The 20,848-nt window shown below is 55.8% G+C and carries 24 protein-coding genes; 15 read left to right on the top strand and 9 right to left on the bottom strand.

Features of this window, described 5'->3' with window-relative positions:
- Positions 1-364 precede the first annotated feature (364 nt).
- Entirely contained in the window at positions 365-2,017 is a 1,653-nt protein-coding gene (locus ABIE59_RS01450; RefSeq protein WP_354443555.1) for an electron transfer flavoprotein-ubiquinone oxidoreductase, read from the top strand.
- A 118-nt stretch (positions 2,018-2,135) separates the two neighbouring features.
- Here ABIE59_RS01450 and ABIE59_RS01445 read toward each other — a convergent pair whose 3' ends face one another.
- The 7 genes from ABIE59_RS01445 to ABIE59_RS01415 all read right to left on the bottom strand — a co-directional run bounded on the left by ABIE59_RS01445 (position 2,136) and on the right by ABIE59_RS01415 (position 7,628).
- Positions 2,136-2,597 (bottom strand): FKBP-type peptidyl-prolyl cis-trans isomerase, encoded by a 462-nt coding sequence (locus ABIE59_RS01445; RefSeq protein ID WP_354443553.1) that lies wholly within the window; start codon positions 2,595-2,597, stop codon positions 2,136-2,138.
- A gap of 201 nt (positions 2,598-2,798) precedes the next feature.
- A complete protein-coding gene (locus ABIE59_RS01440) occupies positions 2,799-3,365 on the bottom strand; it encodes a DUF1285 domain-containing protein (RefSeq protein ID WP_354443551.1) in 567 nt (188 codons plus the stop codon).
- 17 nt (positions 3,366-3,382) lie between these two features.
- A complete protein-coding gene (locus ABIE59_RS01435) occupies positions 3,383-4,279 on the bottom strand; it encodes a radical SAM protein (protein ID WP_354443549.1) in 897 nt (298 codons plus the stop codon).
- 38 nt (positions 4,280-4,317) lie between these two features.
- Positions 4,318-4,767: a SixA phosphatase family protein gene (locus ABIE59_RS01430; RefSeq protein ID WP_354443547.1), complete on the bottom strand. Its 450-nt coding sequence runs from the start codon at positions 4,765-4,767 to the stop codon at positions 4,318-4,320.
- A 31-nt stretch (positions 4,768-4,798) separates the two neighbouring features.
- On the bottom strand, positions 4,799-5,860 hold the full coding sequence (locus tag ABIE59_RS01425; RefSeq protein ID WP_354443545.1) for an NAD(P)H-dependent glycerol-3-phosphate dehydrogenase: 1,062 nt from the start codon (positions 5,858-5,860) through the stop codon (positions 4,799-4,801).
- 54 nt (positions 5,861-5,914) lie between these two features.
- Entirely contained in the window at positions 5,915-6,406 is a 492-nt protein-coding gene (locus ABIE59_RS01420) for an STAS domain-containing protein (RefSeq protein WP_354443543.1), read from the bottom strand.
- Between the two features lie 13 nt (positions 6,407-6,419).
- A complete protein-coding gene (locus tag ABIE59_RS01415; RefSeq protein WP_354443541.1) occupies positions 6,420-7,628 on the bottom strand; it encodes a PP2C family protein-serine/threonine phosphatase in 1,209 nt (402 codons plus the stop codon).
- A 114-nt stretch (positions 7,629-7,742) separates the two neighbouring features.
- Here ABIE59_RS01415 and ABIE59_RS01410 point away from each other — a divergent pair, with 114 nt between their 5' ends.
- Positions 7,743-9,227 (top strand): HD domain-containing protein, encoded by a 1,485-nt coding sequence (locus tag ABIE59_RS01410; RefSeq protein ID WP_354443539.1) that lies wholly within the window; start codon positions 7,743-7,745, stop codon positions 9,225-9,227.
- Positions 9,228-9,240: 13 nt separating this feature from the next.
- Here the strand turns inward: ABIE59_RS01410 and ABIE59_RS01405 are convergent, their stop codons facing one another.
- Positions 9,241-10,251 (bottom strand): NAD(P)/FAD-dependent oxidoreductase, encoded by a 1,011-nt coding sequence (locus ABIE59_RS01405; RefSeq protein WP_354443537.1) that lies wholly within the window; start codon positions 10,249-10,251, stop codon positions 9,241-9,243.
- A gap of 8 nt (positions 10,252-10,259) precedes the next feature.
- Here ABIE59_RS01405 and ABIE59_RS01400 point away from each other — a divergent pair, with 8 nt between their 5' ends.
- The 10 genes from ABIE59_RS01400 to ABIE59_RS01355 all read left to right on the top strand — a co-directional run bounded on the left by ABIE59_RS01400 (position 10,260) and on the right by ABIE59_RS01355 (position 18,704).
- Positions 10,260-11,216, top strand: a complete 957-nt coding sequence (locus ABIE59_RS01400; protein ID WP_354443535.1) for an acyl-CoA desaturase — start codon at positions 10,260-10,262, stop codon at positions 11,214-11,216.
- On the top strand, positions 11,213-11,680 hold the full coding sequence (locus tag ABIE59_RS01395) for a nuclear transport factor 2 family protein (RefSeq protein ID WP_354443533.1): 468 nt from the start codon (positions 11,213-11,215) through the stop codon (positions 11,678-11,680). The genes ABIE59_RS01400 and ABIE59_RS01395 overlap by 4 nt, the downstream gene beginning before the upstream one ends.
- Entirely contained in the window at positions 11,677-12,459 is a 783-nt protein-coding gene (locus ABIE59_RS01390) for an SDR family NAD(P)-dependent oxidoreductase (protein ID WP_354443531.1), read from the top strand. The genes ABIE59_RS01395 and ABIE59_RS01390 overlap by 4 nt, the downstream gene beginning before the upstream one ends.
- A 26-nt stretch (positions 12,460-12,485) precedes the next feature.
- Positions 12,486-13,751 carry an NAD(P)/FAD-dependent oxidoreductase gene (locus ABIE59_RS01385; RefSeq protein ID WP_354443529.1) on the top strand — a complete coding sequence of 422 codons (1,266 nt, stop codon included), beginning with the start codon at positions 12,486-12,488 and terminating at the stop codon, positions 13,749-13,751.
- Between the two features lie 2 nt (positions 13,752-13,753).
- Positions 13,754-14,653, top strand: coding sequence for a DUF1365 domain-containing protein (locus tag ABIE59_RS01380; protein ID WP_354443527.1), 900 nt, complete (start codon positions 13,754-13,756; stop codon positions 14,651-14,653).
- Positions 14,641-15,909 (top strand): class I SAM-dependent methyltransferase, encoded by a 1,269-nt coding sequence (locus ABIE59_RS01375; protein ID WP_354443525.1) that lies wholly within the window; start codon positions 14,641-14,643, stop codon positions 15,907-15,909. The genes ABIE59_RS01380 and ABIE59_RS01375 overlap by 13 nt, the downstream gene beginning before the upstream one ends.
- Positions 15,906-16,430: a DUF2878 domain-containing protein gene (locus ABIE59_RS01370; RefSeq protein ID WP_354443523.1), complete on the top strand. Its 525-nt coding sequence runs from the start codon at positions 15,906-15,908 to the stop codon at positions 16,428-16,430. The genes ABIE59_RS01375 and ABIE59_RS01370 overlap by 4 nt, the downstream gene beginning before the upstream one ends.
- A complete protein-coding gene (locus ABIE59_RS01365; protein WP_354443521.1) occupies positions 16,427-17,164 on the top strand; it encodes a hypothetical protein in 738 nt (245 codons plus the stop codon). Before ABIE59_RS01370 ends, ABIE59_RS01365 begins: the two co-directional genes overlap by 4 nt.
- Positions 17,165-17,243: 79 nt before the next feature.
- Complete coding sequence (xthA, locus tag ABIE59_RS01360; protein ID WP_354443519.1) at positions 17,244-18,056, top strand: exodeoxyribonuclease III; 813 nt, start codon at positions 17,244-17,246, stop codon at positions 18,054-18,056.
- Positions 18,057-18,074: 18 nt separating this feature from the next.
- Positions 18,075-18,704: a TetR/AcrR family transcriptional regulator gene (locus ABIE59_RS01355; protein ID WP_354443517.1), complete on the top strand. Its 630-nt coding sequence runs from the start codon at positions 18,075-18,077 to the stop codon at positions 18,702-18,704.
- A 3-nt stretch (positions 18,705-18,707) separates the two neighbouring features.
- Here ABIE59_RS01355 and ABIE59_RS01350 read toward each other — a convergent pair whose 3' ends face one another.
- The gene (locus ABIE59_RS01350; protein WP_354443515.1) at positions 18,708-19,127 is read right to left on the bottom strand and encodes a phasin family protein; all 420 of its coding nucleotides are present in this window, start codon (positions 19,125-19,127) and stop codon (positions 18,708-18,710) included.
- Between the two features lie 350 nt (positions 19,128-19,477).
- Between ABIE59_RS01350 and ABIE59_RS01345 the strand changes: the two genes are divergently transcribed.
- The 3 genes from ABIE59_RS01345 to ABIE59_RS01335 are packed head-to-tail and all read left to right on the top strand — an operon-like array spanning position 19,478 to position 20,828.
- Positions 19,478-19,915, top strand: a complete 438-nt coding sequence (locus tag ABIE59_RS01345) for a YeeE/YedE family protein (RefSeq protein ID WP_354443513.1) — start codon at positions 19,478-19,480, stop codon at positions 19,913-19,915.
- Positions 19,916-19,919: 4 nt separating this feature from the next.
- A complete protein-coding gene (locus tag ABIE59_RS01340; protein WP_354443699.1) occupies positions 19,920-20,351 on the top strand; it encodes a DUF6691 family protein in 432 nt (143 codons plus the stop codon).
- Positions 20,352-20,399: 48 nt separating this feature from the next.
- Positions 20,400-20,828, top strand: a complete 429-nt coding sequence (locus ABIE59_RS01335; protein ID WP_354443511.1) for a protein tyrosine phosphatase family protein — start codon at positions 20,400-20,402, stop codon at positions 20,826-20,828.
- Positions 20,829-20,848 lie beyond the last annotated feature (20 nt).

Below are 20,848 nucleotides of genomic sequence, written 5' to 3'. Positions count from 1 at the left end.
GATAGTGCGCAGTAATACTGCAGGCTACTGTCTACAGGGTCAATAGCCCCATTCGACGCATCAGGACTGCCTTCACAGCCAATAGACCGGGTTGACCCGGCTTAGCAATGAGACGATACTAAAAATCGACTCAAAACACACGACATTTCGGTGTATACGTACAATGCCAAAGGTAAACGCAAATTTCAAACAAACGTTTGTTTGATTCCTGAAATGCGTTATCCTTTCGGGACAAAGGGCCCGTATTCAGGGCTCGGGGCTGTCGTCTATAGGCATTTTTACCGGTATGATGTCGCTCCTGAATGAATTGAGTTAGGCCTGCGGGCAAACAACACCCACTAAAAAGCTGTTTGAGGAGACCAACGTGGAACGCGAATCGATGGAATTTGATGTTCTGATCGTCGGCGGCGGCCCTGCTGGCCTGTCTGCAGCCTGCCGCGTAATGCAACTGGCGCAGGAAGCTGGCGAAGAACTGACTGTTTGTGTGGTCGAAAAAGGTTCCGAGATCGGCGCGCACATCCTCGCCGGTACCGTATTTGAGCCCACAGCTCTGAACGAACTGTTTCCGGACTGGAAAGAAAAAGGCGCGCCACTGAACACGCCGGTTACCCGGGATGACATTTTCCTGCTGAAGAACCAGGAAAAAGCGACCAAGATTCCCAACGCCTTTGTGCCCAGGAACATGCACAACCACGGCAACTACATCATCAGCCTTGGTAACCTGTGCCGATGGCTTGCGGAACAGGCTGAGCAGCTGGGCGTTGAGGTTTACCCGGGGTTTGCCGCGTCTGAGACCATCATTGAAGATGGCCAGGTTAAAGGCATCATCACCGGTGACATGGGCGTTGCCCGCGACGGCTCCGAGAAAGACGGCTACATGCCGGGCATGGAACTGCGCGCCAAGTACACCCTGTTTACCGAAGGCTGTCGTGGTCACCTTGGCAAGCGCCTGATCAACGATTTCAAGCTGGACGAAGGTAAAGACCCGCAGCACTACGGCATCGGCATCAAGGAACTGTGGGACATTGACCCGGCCAAACACGAGCCTGGCCTGGTGGTTCATACCACTGGCTGGCCGCTGAATGAGTCCGGCTCCACCGGTGGGTCCTTCCTGTATCACCTGGAGAACGGCCAGGTTTATGTCGGCCTGATCACCGATCTGTCCTACAGCAACCCGCACCTGAGCCCGTTCGAGGAATTCCAGCGCCTCAAGCACCATCCGGAAATCAAGAAGTATCTGGAAGGCGGCAAGCGCGTTGCTTACGGCGCCCGCGCCATTTCCAAGGGCGGCTACAACGCTCTGCCCAAGATGAGCTTCCCGGGCGGCCTGTTGCTGGGTTGTGACGCCGGCACATTGAACAGCTCCAAGATCAAGGGCTCCCACACCGCCATGAAATCTGGCCTGCTGGGCGCCGAGGCGGTGTTTGAGGCGCTGAAAGAAGGCAAGTCTGGCGAAGAAATCACCAGCTTCCAGAAGCGCTTTGAAGACAGCTGGTTGTACAAAGAGCTGTACGCCGAGCGTAACTTCGGCCCGGCCATGCACAAGTTCGGCAACGTCGTGGGTGGCGCCATTGCCTTCTTCGAGCAGAACATTCTGCGTGGCAGCCTGCCGATCACCTTCCGCGACACCACTCCGGACTACGCCACCCTTAAACCGGCGTCTGAGTGCAAGAAGATCAGCTATCCGAAGCCGGATAACAAGCTGACCTTCGATCGCCTGTCCTCGGTGTTTATTTCCAACACCAACCATGAGGAAGATCAGCCGGTTCACCTGAAGCTGACCGATCCGGATATCCCGCTGAAGGACAACCTGCCCAAGTACGACGAGCCCGCGCAACGTTACTGCCCGGCTGGTGTGTACGAAGTGGTCGAGAAAGACGACGGCAGCGGCAAGAAGTTCCAGATCAATGCCCAGAACTGTGTTCACTGCAAGACCTGTGACATCAAGGATCCTGCCCAGAACATTACCTGGGTAACGCCGGAAGGCGGCGGTGGCCCGAACTACCCGAATATGTAAGCGGGTGCACTAACCAGAAAAGCCGGAGTTCCCCTCCGGCTTTTTTGTGCCCGCGCCATAAACCAAAAAAAACGGCCCCCGAGGGAGCCGTTTTTATCGATCAACCTTACGGAAGAGATCAGTGCACGTGGCCGTGCTCTTGCTCTTCGTCGGTTGCATCACGAGCTTCTACCACTTCTACGTCGAAGTGCAGAGTCTGGCCAGCCAGCGGGTGGTTGGCGTCGATGGTGACAGTTTCGTCACTGACTTCCACAACACGAACGATCTGAGGGCCACCCGGAGTCTGGGCCTGGAACTGCATGCCCGGCTCGATGGTGTCTACGCCTTCAAAGGCAGAGCGCGGAACCGGCTGGATCAGCTCTTCGTTCACTTCGCCGTAACCTTCGGCGGGAACAACGGATACCTTCACCTGATCGCCTGCATTCTTTTCGTTCAGCGCACTTTCCAGTCCACCGATAATGTTCTGTGCACCTTCCAGGTAAGACAGCGGCTCACGGCCTTCTACACGGGAGGAATCGAGTTGCTCTCCCTGGTCGTTAGTGAGCGTGTAATGGATGGTGACAACACGAGGTTGGGCCATGTGATCTCCTTGCGTGTCGCAATGACTGTGTATTTAGATTGTAGGCAATCGAAAGTAATCGTGAACAGCCATACTGCACAGAGGGACTAACGACCACCGGGCCTCGTTAGAGAGCCAGGCTCGGTAACAAGTAAGAAAATACAGTTTAACAAGTGACAGACTGCGTTTTCTACCCTATTTATAGAGGCGGATTGGCACTTTTCAACCGTCCTGCCCGATTTTCCAGAATTTTCCGTGGCTAAGCACGCCGTACTGGATTACTCCATTATCCGGCTGCTCTTGCACAAGGTCAGCCAGCTCGTAGAATGCCGCCGTTACCAGTCGTGCCTCAATACCGTGGCGCACTTTTATAACAGGTCTGGGCTCCTCGCTGCCCGGATACCGACTCACCTCCAGAGGGTGCTCCGGCCCAATCTCGAGAACCTCACCCACGTTGGTGGTTAGCGATAGCACTTGCTCGGCGCCATCCCCCTTGCGCTCCAGCGAATGAGCCAGCAACGGCGTGTCTTCTACCCTGATGCGCCACTTCTCCACAGGAGTGATCAGGTAATGGTGCCCGTCCTCTTCCCGGCGCAAAATGGTTGAAAACAGTTTGACCGTAGCCTCCCGGGCGATTGGTGTGCCCTGATAAAGCCACTGACCATCTCGGGTGATCACAAGGTCCATGTCACCAGATAGCTCCGGGTGCCACAAATGCAGCGGCGGCAGCCCTTTTGGCGCGCTGTGTTGCTTTACCGACTGCTCTATATCGTCAGGTTTGATGGTCACCGGCAAAAACTCCCAGGTTAAAGGCCACGCATCCACTCGGCACGCAAGGGCGCTGCGCCAGGGTCGCGAATAGCAAGATTAACCTCGCCCAGGAGTCGCTGCTTGTCGCGACCAAGCGTGCCCTTCAGCACCAGGTAATTGGATGCATGATCACTACGAAAAACCGTACTATTCAGTTCAAGGTGTTCAAGAAACACCTTAATCTCCTCAAACAGGCCCTGCTGGCTCAGCGGAACGAAATCGTCACCAAATCCGGCGCGGAAGCGATCCTCACCCTGAGGGAAGCTAACGACCAGGGTGGACAGGTAATCGGGTTGGGTTTCGTTGCACAGCGTGGCGGTGTTAATGGCGTGCTGTCGGGAAAGCACCTCGCCCCCCAGGCCATTGAGCACCATAACCGAGCTGGTCAATCCCGCCAGCTTGATTTTCTCCAGAGCAGAGCGGGTAGACTCCCAGGTTTCGCCCTTGTTGATCCGCCGAAGCACTTCGTCGTCGCCTGATTCCATACCCACGTACAAAATGCCCAAACCGGCTTCTCGCAGTTCGGTCAGTTCTTCCACGGATTTTTTAGCCAGGTTACGTGGCAAACAGTAACTCGATACCCGGCGTAGTCCCGGGAACGCCTGCTTAAGGTCTGCCAGAATCTCAAGTAAACGGCGGGTTGGCAGAACCATCGCGTCGCCGTCCGCAAGAAATACCCTCGGCACGGATTCGAAGGCCTCTGCTGCGCGGGCAATATCGCGGCGGATATCGTCGGGCTTGCGGGCCCGGAATTTCTTCTGGGGCTGGGTGTACATTTCGCAGAAAGTGCACTGGTTCCATGAGCACCCGTTGGTAACTGGCAGAATCAGCGATTTGGCTTCACTGGGCGGCCGGAAAACCGGCTCTACGTATTCAATGGGAAAGCTGTACATAGTGTCTCAGCAAAAAGTCAGGAAAGTTGGGTATTGTTTCAGGGCAGAAACTGGGCTTTCAAGTCTGCACAGCCAGGGCCCACCACTGGCATGTCGAGCAGCACGGCCTGCGCTGTCATGAACGGTATGCCTTTGCGGTGCCCATCCACCAAAAGCGTGGACAGGCTGCCAACGAACGGCATGTGCGCCACCAGCATCAGTGGGGAGGTCTTGTTCTCGAGCAGCAAATCCAGGCATTTTCCTGGGTCGTCGTCCGGAGTGATCACCGGGCATTCTTCAACGGGGCAGTTGAGCACTTCCGACACAATCGCGGCAGTCTGCCGGGCACGGGTGTAGGGGCTCGACCAGATCTGCTCGGGCCGCCAGGGAGATTTGGCAATCTGAGCGGCCACCGAGGCGACGCCTGCACGGCCGGCTTCTGTCAGCTCACGTTCCTGGTCAAGGGTATGCCAACCGGCCTCACCGTGTCGCATGATGATCAGATGCAAGGTAATCCTCCCTGCCCGGTCTGGCGCGGGCTTACTGGCTGATGGTCCGGGGCAGAATAAACTCAACGTCGGAGTTCTGGACTGCCATCATCAGGCTGTTGATGACCGCATTGATCGACGCCTCTTCGTACAGGATTTCGTAGAGCCCACGGACCAATGGCATATAGATACCAATGGCCTCAGATTTCTCCCTGACCAGTTTAAGGGTGTAGATACCCTCAGCCACCTGCCCCAACTCCTCGGCGGCTTCGTCGAGCTTCTTGCCCTTACCGACCGCATAACCTACCCGGAAGTTCCGGCTTTTGTTAGAGGTGCAGGTGGCGATGAGATCGCCGACACCGGCCAGCCCCATAAAGGTCATCGGGTTGGCACCCAGACTGACGGCAAATCGACTCATTTCCGCCAGGCCTCGGGTAATCAGCATCGCCTTGGCGTTCTCGCCCATTTCCAGGGCATTAGCCAGGCCTGCGACGATGGCATAAATATTCTTCAGCGCGCCGGCCAGCTCTACCCCATACACGTCGACGTTGGCGTAAACCCGGAAGTACTCGCAACCAAGCAGTTCCTGAATGGCCCGGCGCACATCCGGATCTTTAGCCGCAATCACGGTGGCGGTCAGTTCCCGATTGACAATTTCGGCCGCCAGGTTGGGGCCGCTGAGCACACCGGAGCGACAACGGGGAATCTCCTCCTGGAGAATTTCGCTCATCAGTTTGAAGCCATGCTCCTCGATGCCCTTGGTCAGGCTGACAACAATCTGGCCATCACGGAAGACCTGGCTGTTCTCGCGGATAACCGCCCGGAACGCCTTGGAAGGAATGGCAACCAGAACCACTTCGGCTTTGCGCACCGCGTCTGCAAGGTCGGTTGTGGGCTGGATATCGCCGTCCAGAGTGATGCCCGGCATGTAGCGTTTGTTGATACGACTCTGACGGATTTCGTCGGCTTGCTTTTCGTCACGCATCCAGAAGTGGACGGTGTGGCCATTCTCGCCGAGCACTTTGGCCATGGCAGTACCGAAACTGCCACCGCCCAGAACGGCGACGTCACGAGAGCCCGCGCCGGCGGTGCGGAAAGTTGCATTTTCAGACATATCTGTTCCGTTTTGTGGCTTCAGGGACGCCGCCGGTAGCGCGTAACCGAGCGTTCAGCCCGGTTCTTCGCACTCCAGCGCGCGCACCAGGTTCTTGAATTCTTCCCTGTTCTTGCTGTTCATGCTCATCAGCACCTTGTGGGCATCAAGCACTTTATCTCTGACCTGCTGTTCGCTGGCCTTCAATACGGGAATTTCTTCGAGCTCTTCAATTCTTGAGGCAGGCTCCCGGACAATGATGAAAATCTTGTCGAAGCCCATAGAGGCGATGATGCGGGTAATATCGGGGTTGGTAGAGATCAGAGTTGGCAAAAACTGACTTTGCTTCTGGGCCGCCAAGGCTATTTTGGCCAGCAGCCCCAGTGTGGTGCTGTCGATGATTTCCGTCTCGGTAAGGTCAATCACCACGGTTTTAAACTGGGGATCCCGGGTAATGGATTCAACCAGATTATCCAGCGTCGAACACAGGTTCAGCCGGATTTCCCCAATAAACTTCAGGACATAGATTCCCTGCTTCTCAGCTTGCAGGATTTTATAACCAGCCATTTTCACACTGCCACTAAGTCGACGACGTGTTGTCTGAACCATTTATGGTATCAGTTACCGATACTATCGCGATATCATCCGGCAGCTCCGAGATCTTACCAAGCCCCAGAGCGTCGCTCAGCGATGCGATAGTGTGACTACCTCCTGATACGAGTTCAAGTAGTGTCTTCTCCTTTTCGTCCAGGGACTTTGCCGGAATCACTTCCAGAATCCCGTCTGAAAACAGCAACAGCCGGAAAGGCTTGTCCAGCTTGACCTCGTAAACCTCCCACTCCGGTGCCTCAAACAACCCCACCGGAAGCCCACTACCTTCCAGAAAACGGGTTTCTCCGCCCTCGAACGACAATATCGGCATCGGGAAGTGGGCGCCAACCGCATAACTTAGTGTACGAGTGGAAATCGAGATAATGCCTACGAATACGGTTACGTGCTTACCGAGACCTGTATCCAGAAGTTCCGAGTTAATCCGCTCCAGAAAACGTTCCGGATAAAGAATATCGTCGCTGGACTGGCGGCGCATATTGCGCTGCAGGCGGTTGGTCAGGTTCTTGAGCAAAACCGTGACAAATGCAGAACTGGCACCATGGCCTGACACATCGGCGATGTACACAAGCACCTTGTCTTCGGTGATGCGAAAATAATCCAGAAAATCGCCGCTCAGGTAGAGCGAGGGCTTGATCAGGTGGTCTACCTGCAAACCTGACAGGTGCAGCTCGTGGTCTGGCAGCATTTTCAGTTGGACCTTACGCCCCGCGTTCTGGTCGGCACGCAGCTCCGCAATACCGGTACGCAGTTCCCGGTTGGCTTCTTCAAGTTCCTGACGGTAGAGCTGATTCAAGCGATTGACCCTGACCCGGTCAAACAGTTTGCCGATAACGTCGTCCAGCGCCCCCTTATCTTCGTTACAGGGTTTGAGTACCACATCCGCCGCACCCGCCCTGAGGGCCTGGACAATCTCGGCACTTGATTCACTGCAGGTACAGGCAACGATGGGAGTAAAGCTGTCGGCTTCATCGAGCCGCTTTGACAGCTCTCGGATGGCGTCAGGGGGCAAATCTGCGAAGATGACATCGGGAATGCTATCTTCAAAAAGGCTACGCGCGGCGCTGACATCGGGGAATCCAGTCACGTAGAAGCCTCTCGCTTCAAGGTAGCGGGACAAATCCGATCGAGCCTGTTCGTTGGCGTCAATAATCAGAATGCGCTCGGTGCGCGAGGTCATGTTGATTGCCTTAAACTACCAGCGATAAAAGAGAAATTGGCTTCATTAAGCCTATTCTGGCATGCCCCTGTGATATAACAAGGGCCGTGTCATTAATTTGGGAGATTTGTAACCATGCGACGTGCCGTCAACGACCTGCTCGGAGCCTACGACAAGCTCATCATGGACCCGGTGCATGGCGGCATCCCACTGTATCGGCATGAAATCCAGGTGATTGACCACCCCCTTTTCCAGCGCCTGCGCAACATCTGCCAGAATGATATTCTGAGCCTGGTTTTCCCCGGCGCGACCCACTCCCGGTTCCTCCACAGCATTGGCGTGATGCATGTGGGTACCCGCATGTTTCGCTCGATGATTGACGCCTACCTGCGGGAACGTCAACTCAGCGAACGTACAGACCTCAGCCTGAGTCAGCTCGACGCCATTGATTACCTGGCCAAAACCATTCGCCTTGGCTGCCTGTTACACGACAGCGGCCACTCCAGCTTTTCGCACCAGTTCACCCAGGCCCGCCGCATCCGGGAGCTTATGTCCCGACCCCAACGCTTCCGGGACCTCTGGCGCGGAGTCGACTTCACCTGCTATCACCCGGAAGAGCCAGGAGAACTGGAGCATGAACATTACTCTGTCCGGGTTGCCCATGACGTGCTCTCGTCGGTTGATCTGGATACCGCAGGTCTGGACGCCGTTGATGTTATCGGCATCATGGAGACCACTGACGTTTCCCCGAGCGATACCTTCTGCCACCATGCTCGCACCTTCTGGGAATTCATTGCCGGCGCAGATGCTTTGGCCGGATCCATTGGTGAACAGGATGTACCAGCCCTGGTTATGGGGCTTCTGTCCTCCATTGTTTCCGGAGAGATCGATGCCGACCGGGCGGATTACATGCTGAGGGATGGCTTCCACAGCTCGGTAACCATTGGAGGGTTCAACCTTGACCACCTGCTGAGTAACCTGCGTTTTGGATGGGATGTGTCTGAGCCCTGGATGGGACTGGCAATTACCCAAAAGGGCCTGGGTGCCCTGGAGGACTTTGTTTACAGCCGGTACCAGATGTACCGGAAAGTCTACGCCCACAAAACAGCCCTCGGCTTTGACTGGCTGCTCCGGGAAGCCATCAATGAAGTGCTGGAAGACCCGGAAAGCTTTGACTGGATCGACACCTGCCTGAGCGACATGCGGTACTTTGCCGAGCTGACCGATAACTTTTTCTGGGAAGCGTTCCGGAAAGTGGCCCGAAAACACCCCAAAAGCTATTCGTTCTGCATCGTAAACCGGGTGAAACTGAACCACCTGGATACCCGGGAAAACCTCGACAAACAGCAGATTGATGATCATAGCCACTGGCTGGCGGGTGAGCTGGCCATGGCCCCGAGTAACGTAGTCACCTGCTCCATGCGCGCACGATTCTCGAACATCCAGGACAACTTTAACGGTATAAAAGTGCTGGTGAAGAACCCCATCACCCGGGAGCGGTCGTTGCGGAAGATTACCGAGGTCAGCGCATTTTTCTCGAAGTTCGGTGACGGTACCATCACCCACTTCTACAGCCGGCCGGAAGTCACCAGAATGGCGCCTCCCGACCTGCTGGAATAGCCTGGACTTCGCGCTACTGCATCGCGGCAACCAGACGGGTGGCGCTTTCCCACGCGCCTTCTACCCGGCCGCCCGCCAGCCAGTCTCCCGCCAGACCAATGCCGTTCTCTTCATCGTACAGGTAGCCCGACTGGTCACCGCCGGCCGACCTGGCGTAAAGCCACCGGTGTGCCACAGCCTCGCCCGGCTTGACAGCAGATCCCGTTAGCGCTGCGAATTCTTTCACCAACGCTGCGCTTACCTGTTCCGGCTCAGCATCCACGTGGGCGATGGTCCATTCCGGAGTGGCGTGCAGTACCCACCACTGACCGGAATCATCCCTGCCTGGTTTGGAGGAATTGTTGGCTACCCAGTACAGCACATCAGAGTGAGGGCGCATGGCGTCTGCATCCGCAACCGGGGGCTGGGTATAATGAGCGGCTACCGCCCAGCACGGGAGTATTTGCTCAACCGGGTTTGCCAGCTCACTCGCAAGAGCCCCAAGCTCACTTTCCAGTAGCAGGTCCCTGGCCTGGGCAGGGGGCGCAGTGATGATCACCTGATCAAAAACGCCATGGTTCTGCCCGTCTGAACATAGAAGCTGCCACTGGTTGCCTGTGCGCTGCAGCCGCTCAATCCTCACCTGGGCAGCCACATCGGCATGGGCAGACAACGCACGGGTAATCGCGGTCATTCTGGGCACCCCAACATAGCGTTTTTCTTCCGGAAACGGCTGCCAGTGCAGGGTCTGGTCCTGAAAGCGGAATCTCGCCTGCCACTCCTGGAATGCAGCAGCCCCTGCCCATTGCTCCAAAAAGGCATGAAACTCAGGATTCCGCGCTGTGAAGTACTGCGCGCCAATATCGGCCGAGCCTTCTCCGACCCTTTTTGAAGCCATACGCCCTCCCGGACCGCGACTTTTCTCAAACACCCTGACATGATGGCCTGAATGGCCAAGCAGAATTGCAGCCGTGAGGCCTGCCAGACCTGAACCGATAACCGCGACGCTGCGTATTGATGTGGTGTCTGATGTCACTTTAAGCATGGTTGTATATGGCCCGATTGAATTACTGGTTAACAAACATTCTGAGATGGTTCGATTCCGAAGCCGGTTCAGATCACCTGGATTCCAGCTCCAGATCCTTTAACTGGGTGAGAGTGCTGCCTTTTATCGCATTGCACCTTGCCTGCCTGCTCGCATTTTTTACCGGCGTCAGCACATTTGCGATTGTTTTCGCCGTGGCCTTTTTCGCAATTCGGATGTTTGCGATTACCGGTTTTTACCACCGCTACTTTTCCCACAAAACATTCAAGACCAGTCGCGCAGCCCAGTTTGTGTTCGCTGTGCTCGGTGCCAGTTCAGCTCAGCGAGGTCCTTTGTGGTGGGCAGCTCATCATCGGCACCACCATCAGCACTCAGATAATGAAGAAGATCTCCACTCTCCGCACCATGGTGGTTTCTGGTGGTCCCATGCTGGCTGGTTTACCTGTGACGCCGGCTTCAGTATGGATGAACGGCGGGTCCGTGACTGGTTGAAATTCCCGGAGTTGAAGTTCATCAACCGTTTTGACTCCCTGGTTCCCGCCGCCGCAGCTGTTCTGATTTATCTGCTGGGAGAAGCTCTCGCGGTATGGGCTCCAGGGCTGGGCACCAACGGTTTGCAACTGCTTGTCTGGGGGTTCTTCATCTCAACAGTATGCTTGTTCCACGCGACCGTATCGATCAACTCGCTGTCGCACGTGTGGGGAAAGCGCCGGTTTGAAACCGACGACGACAGCCGAAACAATTTCTGGCTCGCACTCATCACTTTAGGCGAGGGCTGGCACAACAACCATCACCGTTGGCCGCAATCCGTCCGCCAGGGATTTCGCTGGTATGAAATAGACATCACCTGGTACGGGCTTTGGGTATTGTCCAAACTCGGGATAGTCTGGGATCTAAACCCAATACCGGCCCACATCAAGAAAGAAACACGTGAATTGGACAAGCAGAGGAGGAAGCGCAAATGACGACTGCTTCAGCCATTGAGGTCGGTTCACCCAACTCCACCCTGCCTGCCGTGCTTGATCGGTTCTGTGACCTGTTCAACCAGCTCGACAAAGGCAACCTGAACAAACTTCAGCAGGTGTACGGTGAAGACATCGAGTTTCAGGACCCGTTCGGAACCGTTACCGGCCTGGATGAGCTCACGAACTACTTTGCAGGCGCTTACGGCAACGTTATCCGCTGTCAATTCCGCTTCAACAGCCCGGTCATACAGGATTCCTGGTGCACGATCCCGTGGGTAATGGAGCTGCAACACAAGCGCATAAAGGGCGGTAAAACCGTCGAGGTTGAAGGCATCAGCCACCTGCAGATTCTGGATGATCGGGTGCGGTACCACCGGGATTACTTCGATGCCGGCCAGTTACTTTACGAAAACCTACCGGTGGTCGGCGGCGTGATACGTTGGGTCAAGGAGCAGGCGGGATGAGCAAACGTCTGGACAATACGAGCAACATCTGGCTCACCGGCGCATCGTCCGGAATTGGAGAGGCCCTGGCGAAACAACTGGCCACACAGGGCCACAGGCTAATTGTCACCGGTCGCCGGAGGGACGCACTCGATGCCCTGGTGAAGCTACACCCCGAGCGTATGTACGCTGCGCCAGCCGATACTACGAACAAAGACGACCTTGGCGCTATTCAGGATACTCTTGCCCATTTTGGTGACCTGGATATAGCCGTTCTTAACGCTGGCACTTGCGAGTATCTGGAAATTGCCGACTATGACAGCAGCGTTATTGAAGCCAATATGATGACCAATGTGGTTGGTACCGCAAGAAGCCTGGACATCGCCCTGCCCGCACTCCGGGCCACTCGCGCCAAAGGTAAGCCGGCAACACTGGTGATCGTCAGCTCCTCGGCCTGGTGGTTCCCGTTTGCCCGGGCAGAGGGCTATGGCGCATCAAAGGCCGCCCTCACCTATTTCGCCCACGCCCTGCGGGCCGATCTGTCGGCAGAGGGCATTGACGTGGTAGTGGTCTCCCCGGGTTTTGTGAAAACACCGCTGACAGACCGTAACGATTTCCCCATGCCTTTTATTATCAGCTCCGAAGACGCTGCCAGCCGCATTGTCAAAGGGCTTGAAAGGGGTAAGACGGAAATCGCCTTTCCCCGACGTTTTACCTGGCTGCTCAAAGCATTGGGCGCCTTACCTCAAGGCCTGGTCGATCGCATGGCCGCGTCCATGGCCCGTAACAACCACTCTTGAACACTTTGGTAACAGGAACAGATTGCATGAACCCGAATCGTCAGCGTATTGCTGTGATTGGTGCCGGTGTATCCGGCTTGACGGCGGCCTGGCTGCTTAGCGAAAAACACGACGTTCAACTGTTTGAGGCTGGCGATTATGCGGGTGGCCACACCAACACAGAGCAGGTAGAAGCTGGCGGGCGTATCTGGCCTGTTAACACCGGTTTTATCGTATTCAATGACTGGACCTACCCGAATTTCATCAAGCTGATGGACCGCCTGGATGTGAAATCGGAAGTCAGTAACATGAGCTTCAGTGTGGACTGCCACGTTTCTGGCCTCCAGTACAACGGCACCAGCCTGAATACGCTGTTCGCCCAGCGCAAGAATTTGCTGAATCTGAACTTCCTCAAGATGATCCGGGAAATCCTCCGGTTCAATAAAGAGACCCGCGCCGACCTCGCCGCCGGGCAAATTCCGGAAGGCGAAACCCTGGGCGAATACCTCAACCGTAACCGCTACAGCCGCTATTTCCGTAACAACTATATCGTGCCCATGGGGGCTGCTATCTGGTCTGCCCCGGAAATCGTATTGGAGCAGTTCCCGATCCGTTTTTTCCTGCAGTTCTTCAACAATCACGGCATGCTATCGGTGGACGACCGCCCAACCTGGCGGGTAATTTCAGGTGGTTCCGCCACCTACGTGAACAAGATGATGGCACGGTTGGGCGATCGCACTCACCTGAACAGCCCGGTGACGGCCATTGCCCGGGATGAAGAGGGGGTCACCATCGTCGTCAACGGCCAGCAGCACCGGTTCGATCAGGTCGTTTTGGCCTGCCACAGCAACCAGGCACTGGCGATGCTGAACGATCCAACCGACCAGGAACGGGACATCCTTGGAGCCATCGGATACCAGAAGAACGACGTGGTGCTGCACACCGATGCCAGCGTTTTGCCCTCGACTCGACTGGCCTGGGCTGCCTGGAACTATATGATTCCCGAACACAGTACCCAGCCGGTATCGGTCACTTATAACATGAACACCTTGCAAAACTTTGACGATGCGCCGGAAACGTTCTGCGTTACGCTCAATCGAAGCCACGACATCGACCCTGCCAAGGTGATCAAGCGTTTCGAATATGACCATCCGGTGTTTACCCTCGAAGCGGTGGCCGCTCAGGAACGCTATGATGAGATAGGCAACCGGAACCGGACCCATTACTGTGGTGCCTACTGGTTCAACGGCTTCCACGAGGACGGCGTGCGCAGCGCATTGCGCGTTACCCGAGCACTCGGGGTGGAGCTCTGAATATGGCCAGCCAGTGGCTAGAAGGCACTATAAGACATCGGCGTAAGATTCCGGTTTTACACGAGTTTAAGTACAAGATAGGCATGCTGGCGTTAGACCTGGACGACTGGGCCACCATCACGTCTTCAAGTCCGTTCTTTTCCCTGGAACGCTTTAATTGGATGTCGCTGTACCGCCAGGATTACCTGAATCCGGAAGTGCCCAGCCTCCGCCAGGCAGTGTTCAACCAGGTAAAAAGCGCCACTGGCTGGGCACCGGATGGCCCCATTGAGCTGATCACCCACCCCCGATACCTGGGTTATATCTTCAACCCGGTGAGTTTCTACCTGTGTTATAACCGGGGTGAGAGCGCCCAAAACGGTGACGTTCCTCGGGTTATCCTGGCCCAGATTACCAACACACCCTGGAAGCAGCGGCACGTTTACTGCCTGGAATGCCGCCATCCCGGACCCGGCCAGTCGGGAACGTGGCACACAGAACGTTTTGCCTTCAGCAAACGCTTTCATGTGTCACCGTTCAACGGCATGGATCAGGAGTATCAGTGGCTGTTCGGCTTCAAGGGCCCCGAGTTGAGAGTTCACATGAATGTTCAACAGGGCCAGGAAAAACATTTTGATGCCACCCTGGTAGTCCAACGCCACCCGTTTGATCGTAAAACCCTGCATACAAGCCTGAGACGTTTTCCGCTGGAAACCCTCAAAGGCACCGCCGGCATTTACTGGAATGCCCTGAAGCTCAAGCTCAAGGGCGCACCTTTTTACACCCACCCGGACAAGCTGGACGCAAAGGACAGCCAGTACCGCAAGGGGCTGGGTGATAAAGGCGCAGAGATCACCTTAACGCCGGCGCCTACGCACTCAGAATCGGATATTGCAGGAAGGGTAAGCTCATGGAGAACCTGAACACATCTGTCGACAGCCAGCGCACAGGTAACATGCCTCTGGTGAGCCGGATTGCAAGGCAGCTCGTCTGCCAGCAGCTATCGCAACTGGGTCACGGCAAACTGATCGTCAGGGAGAACGGAACTGACGACCGGGTCTACGGTGATGGCGATTCACAATATCCGGTAGCAGAGCTGGTCATCCATGATCACACCACCTGGCGGGATCTGGTCACCGGCGGTAGCGTGGGTGCCGCCGAGTCCTTTGTTGCAGGTGACTGGAGCTCTCCAGACCTGACCGCACTCCTGCGTTTTTTCAGTCGAAATCTGGACACCATGAACGCCTTTGAGGACAAATTCAGTTGGGTGAGCAAACCCACACTGAAAGCGCTGCACTGGCTGAATCGCAACACACCGGCCGGTTCCCGCAAGAACATCAGCGCCCATTACGATCTGGGCAATGATCTGTTTCAGCTCTTCCTTGACCCGACCATGATGTACTCATCCGCCATCTACCCCAGTGCAGACTCGACACTCGAACAAGCTGCTGTCCACAAACTGGACACCATCTGCAAGAAACTCGACCTGCAGCCGACGGACCGGGTCATTGAAATCGGCACCGGCTGGGGCGGATTCGCCATCCACGCTGCCAAACATTACGGCTGCCACGTAACCACTACGACCATCTCCCGCGAGCAGCTCGAGCTGGCCAAAGAGCGGGTTAAGGCGGAGGGGCTGGAAGACCGGATTACCCTGCTGTTTGATGACTACCGCGACCTGACAGGCCAATTCGACAAACTGGTTTCGATCGAAATGATCGAAGCCGTCGGGCCGCAGTTCCTGGACAGCTACCTGTCTCAGATCAGTACCTTGCTCAAGCCAGACGGCCTTGCTCTGGTGCAGGCCATCAACATGCCGGAGCAGCGCTACGATCGGGCGTTGAAGAACGTGGATTTCATTCAACGGTACATCTTCCCGGGTAGCTTCATCCCCTCCTTCGGAGCCATTATCACGTCCATGCGCCGCGGCTCAGACCTGGTGTTGACCCATTCCGAAGACTTCGGCTTCCATTACGCTCGCACCCTTCGTGACTGGTGCGACCGGTTCATGGCAAACCGGAATACACTGCTTGAGCGCGGCTACGACGAAGCTTTCCAGCGGCTGTGGCACTTCTACTTTGCCTACTGTGAAGCCGGCTTCAGTGAACGGGCCATTGGTGTGGCTCACCTGTTGCTGGCCAAGCCCGCCAACAAACGCGCCAATATACTCAGTTTATGATCGCCTCAGACACCGCCCGCAATATCCTGAATTTTGTCCTGTTCCAGGCAGGTTGGCTGACGTGCGTTCTGTTTCCTGGCCTGGCAGCGGCTGGCCTGGTGCTGCTATTCCTGGCCATCCACTTTGCGCTGGTGAGCCAGAAGCGCTTCGCAGAACTCCAGTTCATCGGCTTTGGAGTGGTACTTGGCAGCCTGATGGATACACTCTGGTTCCGGACCGGTGTGCTGGGTATCAATGGTGCCGATGAAGTGCTGGTTGCGCCCCCGTGGCTGGTGGCTATCTGGGCCATCTTCATGACCACCCTGTGCCACTCACTGGGCTGGATAGCGCAACGCAAATGGCTACCATATGTGTTCGCGCCGATCGGAGGACCATTCGCCTACTGGTCCGCCAGCAAACTCGGTATCGTTACGCTGCCAGACCTGACGCTTTCTCTGGCAGCCATGGCGATTGGGTGGTTCGTTCTGTTCCCTTTGCTGCTTTACGTTCGCAGAAGTCTGTACTCGGAGTTGCAAGCATGATCCGTCGTGTCATTGCCCTCTTTGCCCTCACCGCTCTGGTTTTTCCGGCAAGCGCCAATCAGTTCCGCTTCACGGGAACAGCCAAGAGCAACGGGAGCACTGTACTTTACCAGGAAGTCCATCGGGTTGACGGTCATTGTGCCGAGGGTGTCTTTGAACCCCAGTCGCACTCCGTTAACTACCGGAAAGGTCCCGGTGACAACCCATTCGCAACCAAGCAACTGGTTTATGAAGATTCGGCACTCCGCCCGGCGGTTGACTTTCGTCAGCCTGACTTCAACGAGTTGATGAAGATCAGCTACCCGGACGCGGAGCGGCTGTCCATTGAGTGGCAAACGCCCTCGGGAAAGGTGGAAACATTCACGGTGAGTTTCGATGAGCGGCTGGTGGTGGATGCCGGTTTCGATCACCTGGTCCGCGCTAACTGGGAAAAGGTCACTCGCGGTGAATCCGTGGAGTTTCGGTTCCTGGGGCCAACACGGGGTGAACATTATGGGTTTGTACTGGAACCCACCAGCAATGACCAACTGAACTCTGATGTGGTGCTCAGGATTCGCCCAACCGGACTGGTTCTCCGTTTTCTGGTCGATCCCATCGTGCTCGGATACAACAACGATGGTGCACTGACCGAATACCTGGGGCTGACCAACATCCGTGAGAACGCGAACGCCAACTTCACCGCTCACATTCGTTACGAGGTAGAGCAATATCCGGATTGTGAACTGACGCCCTGATCCCGGCCCACGCGCCAAACAGATACCCGCTCACTGTGTGATAAACTCTCTGGCAAAACGTACCGGAGACTCCGCACCCATGATGTTTGTGTCGTTTAACGTCAACAGTATCCGCACCCGTCTGCACCAGCTTGAAGCCGTCATTGAGCAACTCAACCCGGATATCATCGGGCTTCAGGAAACCAAGGTCACCGATCAGGAGTTCCCGGTTGATGCCATCCGTGAGCTTGGCTATCACGTTCACTTCCACGGTCAGAAAACCCACTACGGTGTTGCCTTGCTGTCCCGGACGGAACCCGAGTCCGTGCAAAAGGGCTACAGTTCCGATAACGACGATGCCCAGCGCAGGCTGATCACCGGCCGATTTACGGTGAACGGAGAGCCGCTGACGGTGATTAACGGTTATTTCCCCCAGGGCGAAAGCCGGGATCATCCGGTCAAATTTCCCGCCAAGCAAAAGTTCTACAGCGACTTGATGGCGTACCTGGATGAGCTGAACAAACAGCCGGGCCATGTGGTGGTCATGGGTGACATGAATATTTCACCGACCGACAAGGACATAGGCATTGGCGCCGACAACGCAAAGCGCTGGCTGCGCACCGGGAAGTGCAGCTTCCTGCCCGAGGAGCGCGAATGGCTGGCGCAGGTTGAATGCCGCGGCTATACCGACGTCTTCCGGCATCTGCACCCGGAAGAAGCCAATACATACAGCTGGTTTGACTATCGCAGTAAAGGCTTTGAACGAGAACCGAAACGGGGCCTGCGAATCGACCTGATCATGGCCAGCGACAGCCTGCTGCCCAAAGCCACCGAGGCCGGCGTATCCTATGATATCCGTGGTATGGAACGGCCCTCAGACCACTGCCCGGTGTGGGCACGGTTTGACCTTTGATGGATTGATCGGGCAATTATGAAAAAAATCAAAACCAGGGACAGGATTCTCGGCACCAGCCTGGCGCTGTTCAACAGCCTGGGCGAACCGAACGTTACCACCTTGCTGATATCGGACGAGCTGGATATCAGCCCCGGCAACCTGTACTACCACTTCAAAAGCAAAGGCGACATTGTAGAAGAACTGTTCGAGAGCTTTGAAGCGGAAATGGTGGACCTGCTCGGAGTGCCAGACGACGCCGACATATCATTGGAGCAGTTCAGTTTTTTTCTGCACCTGCTGTTCGAGGCAGTCGCCCGCTATCGGTTTCTGTACCAGGATCTGGTGAACGTGCTATCGCGCTACAGCCAGCTTCAGGTGCGTTTCCGGCGGGTTCTGGCCAAGAAGAAAAACGCGTTCCGGGTTTTGTGCGAGAGTTTTCAACGCCAGGGTGTTATGACCATCAGTAAAGATGAGCTGCTGTCTCTGTGCGACCAGCTCACCCTGACAGCCTGCTACTGGAGTAGTTTTGACACACTGTCTCACCTGGATGATCGCGAATCGGTTGATCCCGGCAAAGGGGTGTATCAGATGCTGCACCTGATACTCCCCTACCTGGCCGAACAGGAGCAGCAGGAGATTCGGCTGACCAGCCGCAGTTATCTTTGAGGGTTATTCTTCTTCGTCTGAGACTGGCGAATCTCCCCGCAATCTGGCCAATTCGCTTTCCAGCGCTTCAATCCGGCGTTCCATGGCTTCGATTTCTTCACGCCGATGAATCCCAAGACGCCTTAACGCACCCGACACGCGCTGGTCGAACATATGCTCAAGTTTGTCCCAGGTTCCCGTGGCCTTTTCTTTGACTTCACCAACCCGGCCTTCCACTGTCTTGATCTGTTTTTCCACTACGCCCCGGGTTTTGGTTTCCAGTTGCTCGCCTTCTTGCACCAGGCGCTCAAAAAACTTGCCCGCGTCTTCCTCTGCCTTGGTGTACGCACCCAGACCCGCAAGCCAGATCTGGCGGGCGGAATCCTTGATTTTGTCCGCAAGCTGCGGATCAGTCTCTGGGTTCTTATCGTCGTGTTCAGACATGAATACCTCTTGGCAACAAAGCGGGAACGTTCAGGCCTATTGTATTACAGCCATACGGGGATTTCAGCGCTCATCCTCATCGCCCTGTAACCCGCATAACGAAAGGGCGCAGTATAAACACCCAGGGCATATGAAAAAATGTTTTCAAACGAAAGCCACTCTCACTTGAAGTGTTCATATTATGGTCAATACTTCCCGTTACCGGCATCCCAGTTGATGTCGGTTTGTCTGGAAGTCTTTCATGGATACTACTCGCACGCCTCTGCCCGGCATCCCTTGCCGGGCTTTTTTTTGGTAATATCGCCCATACTTATAAGCTTATTCCCCGAGCCAAAACCTGGAGTACGTAAATGATTGAGATTGCCTGGAGCCAGTTTACCCCTGGCACTGCACTAACTGGCGGCATTCTGATTGGGCTGGCCGCCGCCAGCTTCCTGCTTCTGAACGGCCGCATTGCTGGCATCAGCGGCATACTCGGCGGTTTGCTTACCCCCACCAGAAGCGACATTCTGTGGCGAATTGCCTTTCTTGCCGGGCTGATTGGGGCGCCAGCGCTTTGGACACTGGCAGGCCAGTTGCCACCTATCGAAATCAACGCCGGTTACCCTGCCCTGATCGTCGCCGGCTTGCTGGTGGGCATTGGAACACGCTATGCGTCCGGCTGCACCAGCGGTCATGGGGTTTGCGGTTTGTCCCGACTGTCTCTTCGATCTCTGGTGGCAACCCTCAGCTTTATGGGCATGGGGTTCGTGACCGTTTATGTTATCCGTCACCTGATTGGAGCCTGAAGCTATGAAATATCATATTGCTTCCCTGTTTGCCGGCCTCATTTTTGGTCTTGGTTTAATTGTTTCCGGTATGGCCAACCCGGAAAAAGTCCTCGGATTTCTGGATATCGCCGGCGCCTGGGACCCCTCCCTGGCCTTTGTCATGGGCGGTGCAGTTATTGTTGGGTTGGTAGCCTTCACCATCGCCCGCAAACGCACATTGTCATTCCTGGGCTTCAACATAAAGCTCCCCACCAACACCCAGATCGATAAACGGCTGATCGTCGGTAGTATGATGTTTGGGGTCGGCTGGGGTATTGCCGGGTTCTGCCCTGGGCCGGCTTTGGTTGCCTTTGGTGCGGGCGAAATCAAAGGCGTGGTCTTTGTTGCGTCGATGGTCGCAGGTATGATGCTGTTTGAAATTGCCGAACGCATGCGGGCATCAACTGGTAGCTAATGCCTGCCCCGGCGTTCAATCCCCGGCCATCGACCATTGGAGCGCTAAGTGGAAATCAGAAAAATTGATGAAACCTTATCGGTAGCCCCCCAGATTTCGGTGCAGGATGTCGCCGAAATTGCCAAACTTGGTTTCCGGACCCTGGTTGCTAATCGCCCGGACCGTGAAGAACCTGGCCAACCTGCCATGGCGGACATAGAAGCCGCGGCGCGGGAACATGGCCTGGAGTGGGTATACCTTCCGGTGGAGTCTGGCAATATTACCGATCAGGATGTTGATCAGTTTGCCCCGATGATCCGGACTGCCGAGAAACCCGTACTGGCCTTCTGTCGGTCTGGAACCCGCTGTACTGTACTGTGGGCCCTGAGCGCCGCACGGGAGACCCAGCCGGAGGAGATTCTGTCCAAAGCTCATCGCGCCGGATATGACATCACTGGCCTTATACCGCGACTGGCACAGCAGGCTGGCAAGCATTAACCCACCACCATCGGATAGCA

This window comes from Marinobacter sp. MBR-99 (assembly GCF_040547575.1).
Classification (GTDB): Bacteria; Pseudomonadota; Gammaproteobacteria; order Pseudomonadales; family Oleiphilaceae; genus Marinobacter.
Note: the sequence above shows the minus strand (reverse complement) of the source record. Positions and strands in the feature narration are given on the sequence as shown.

Bases quoted from the DNA above. Each gene is read 5' to 3' on its own strand.
- ABIE59_RS01445 (WP_354443553.1), bottom strand. From the start codon at position 2,597: ATGGCCCAACCTCGTGTTGTCACCATCCATTACACGCTCACTAACGAC.
- ABIE59_RS01435 (WP_354443549.1), bottom strand. From the start codon at position 4,279: ATGTACAGCTTTCCCATTGAATACGTAGAGCCGGTTTTCCGGCCGCCC.
- ABIE59_RS01425 (WP_354443545.1), bottom strand. From the start codon at position 5,860: ATGTCTGAAAATGCAACTTTCCGCACCGCCGGCGCGGGCTCTCGTGAC.
- ABIE59_RS01420 (WP_354443543.1), bottom strand. From the start codon at position 6,406: ATGGCTGGTTATAAAATCCTGCAAGCTGAGAAGCAGGGAATCTATGTC.
- ABIE59_RS01415 (WP_354443541.1), bottom strand. From the start codon at position 7,628: ATGACCTCGCGCACCGAGCGCATTCTGATTATTGACGCCAACGAACAG.
- ABIE59_RS01410 (WP_354443539.1), top strand. From the start codon at position 7,743: ATGCGACGTGCCGTCAACGACCTGCTCGGAGCCTACGACAAGCTCATC.
- ABIE59_RS01405 (WP_354443537.1), bottom strand. From the start codon at position 10,251: ATGCTTAAAGTGACATCAGACACCACATCAATACGCAGCGTCGCGGTT.
- ABIE59_RS01400 (WP_354443535.1), top strand. From the start codon at position 10,260: ATGGCCCGATTGAATTACTGGTTAACAAACATTCTGAGATGGTTCGAT.
- ABIE59_RS01395 (WP_354443533.1), top strand. From the start codon at position 11,213: ATGACGACTGCTTCAGCCATTGAGGTCGGTTCACCCAACTCCACCCTG.
- ABIE59_RS01390 (WP_354443531.1), top strand. From the start codon at position 11,677: ATGAGCAAACGTCTGGACAATACGAGCAACATCTGGCTCACCGGCGCA.
- ABIE59_RS01385 (WP_354443529.1), top strand. From the start codon at position 12,486: ATGAACCCGAATCGTCAGCGTATTGCTGTGATTGGTGCCGGTGTATCC.
- ABIE59_RS01380 (WP_354443527.1), top strand. From the start codon at position 13,754: ATGGCCAGCCAGTGGCTAGAAGGCACTATAAGACATCGGCGTAAGATT.
- ABIE59_RS01375 (WP_354443525.1), top strand. From the start codon at position 14,641: ATGGAGAACCTGAACACATCTGTCGACAGCCAGCGCACAGGTAACATG.
- ABIE59_RS01370 (WP_354443523.1), top strand. From the start codon at position 15,906: ATGATCGCCTCAGACACCGCCCGCAATATCCTGAATTTTGTCCTGTTC.
- ABIE59_RS01365 (WP_354443521.1), top strand. From the start codon at position 16,427: ATGATCCGTCGTGTCATTGCCCTCTTTGCCCTCACCGCTCTGGTTTTT.
- xthA (WP_354443519.1), top strand. From the start codon at position 17,244: ATGATGTTTGTGTCGTTTAACGTCAACAGTATCCGCACCCGTCTGCAC.
- ABIE59_RS01355 (WP_354443517.1), top strand. From the start codon at position 18,075: ATGAAAAAAATCAAAACCAGGGACAGGATTCTCGGCACCAGCCTGGCG.
- ABIE59_RS01350 (WP_354443515.1), bottom strand. From the start codon at position 19,127: ATGTCTGAACACGACGATAAGAACCCAGAGACTGATCCGCAGCTTGCG.
- ABIE59_RS01345 (WP_354443513.1), top strand. From the start codon at position 19,478: ATGATTGAGATTGCCTGGAGCCAGTTTACCCCTGGCACTGCACTAACT.
- ABIE59_RS01340 (WP_354443699.1), top strand. From the start codon at position 19,920: ATGAAATATCATATTGCTTCCCTGTTTGCCGGCCTCATTTTTGGTCTT.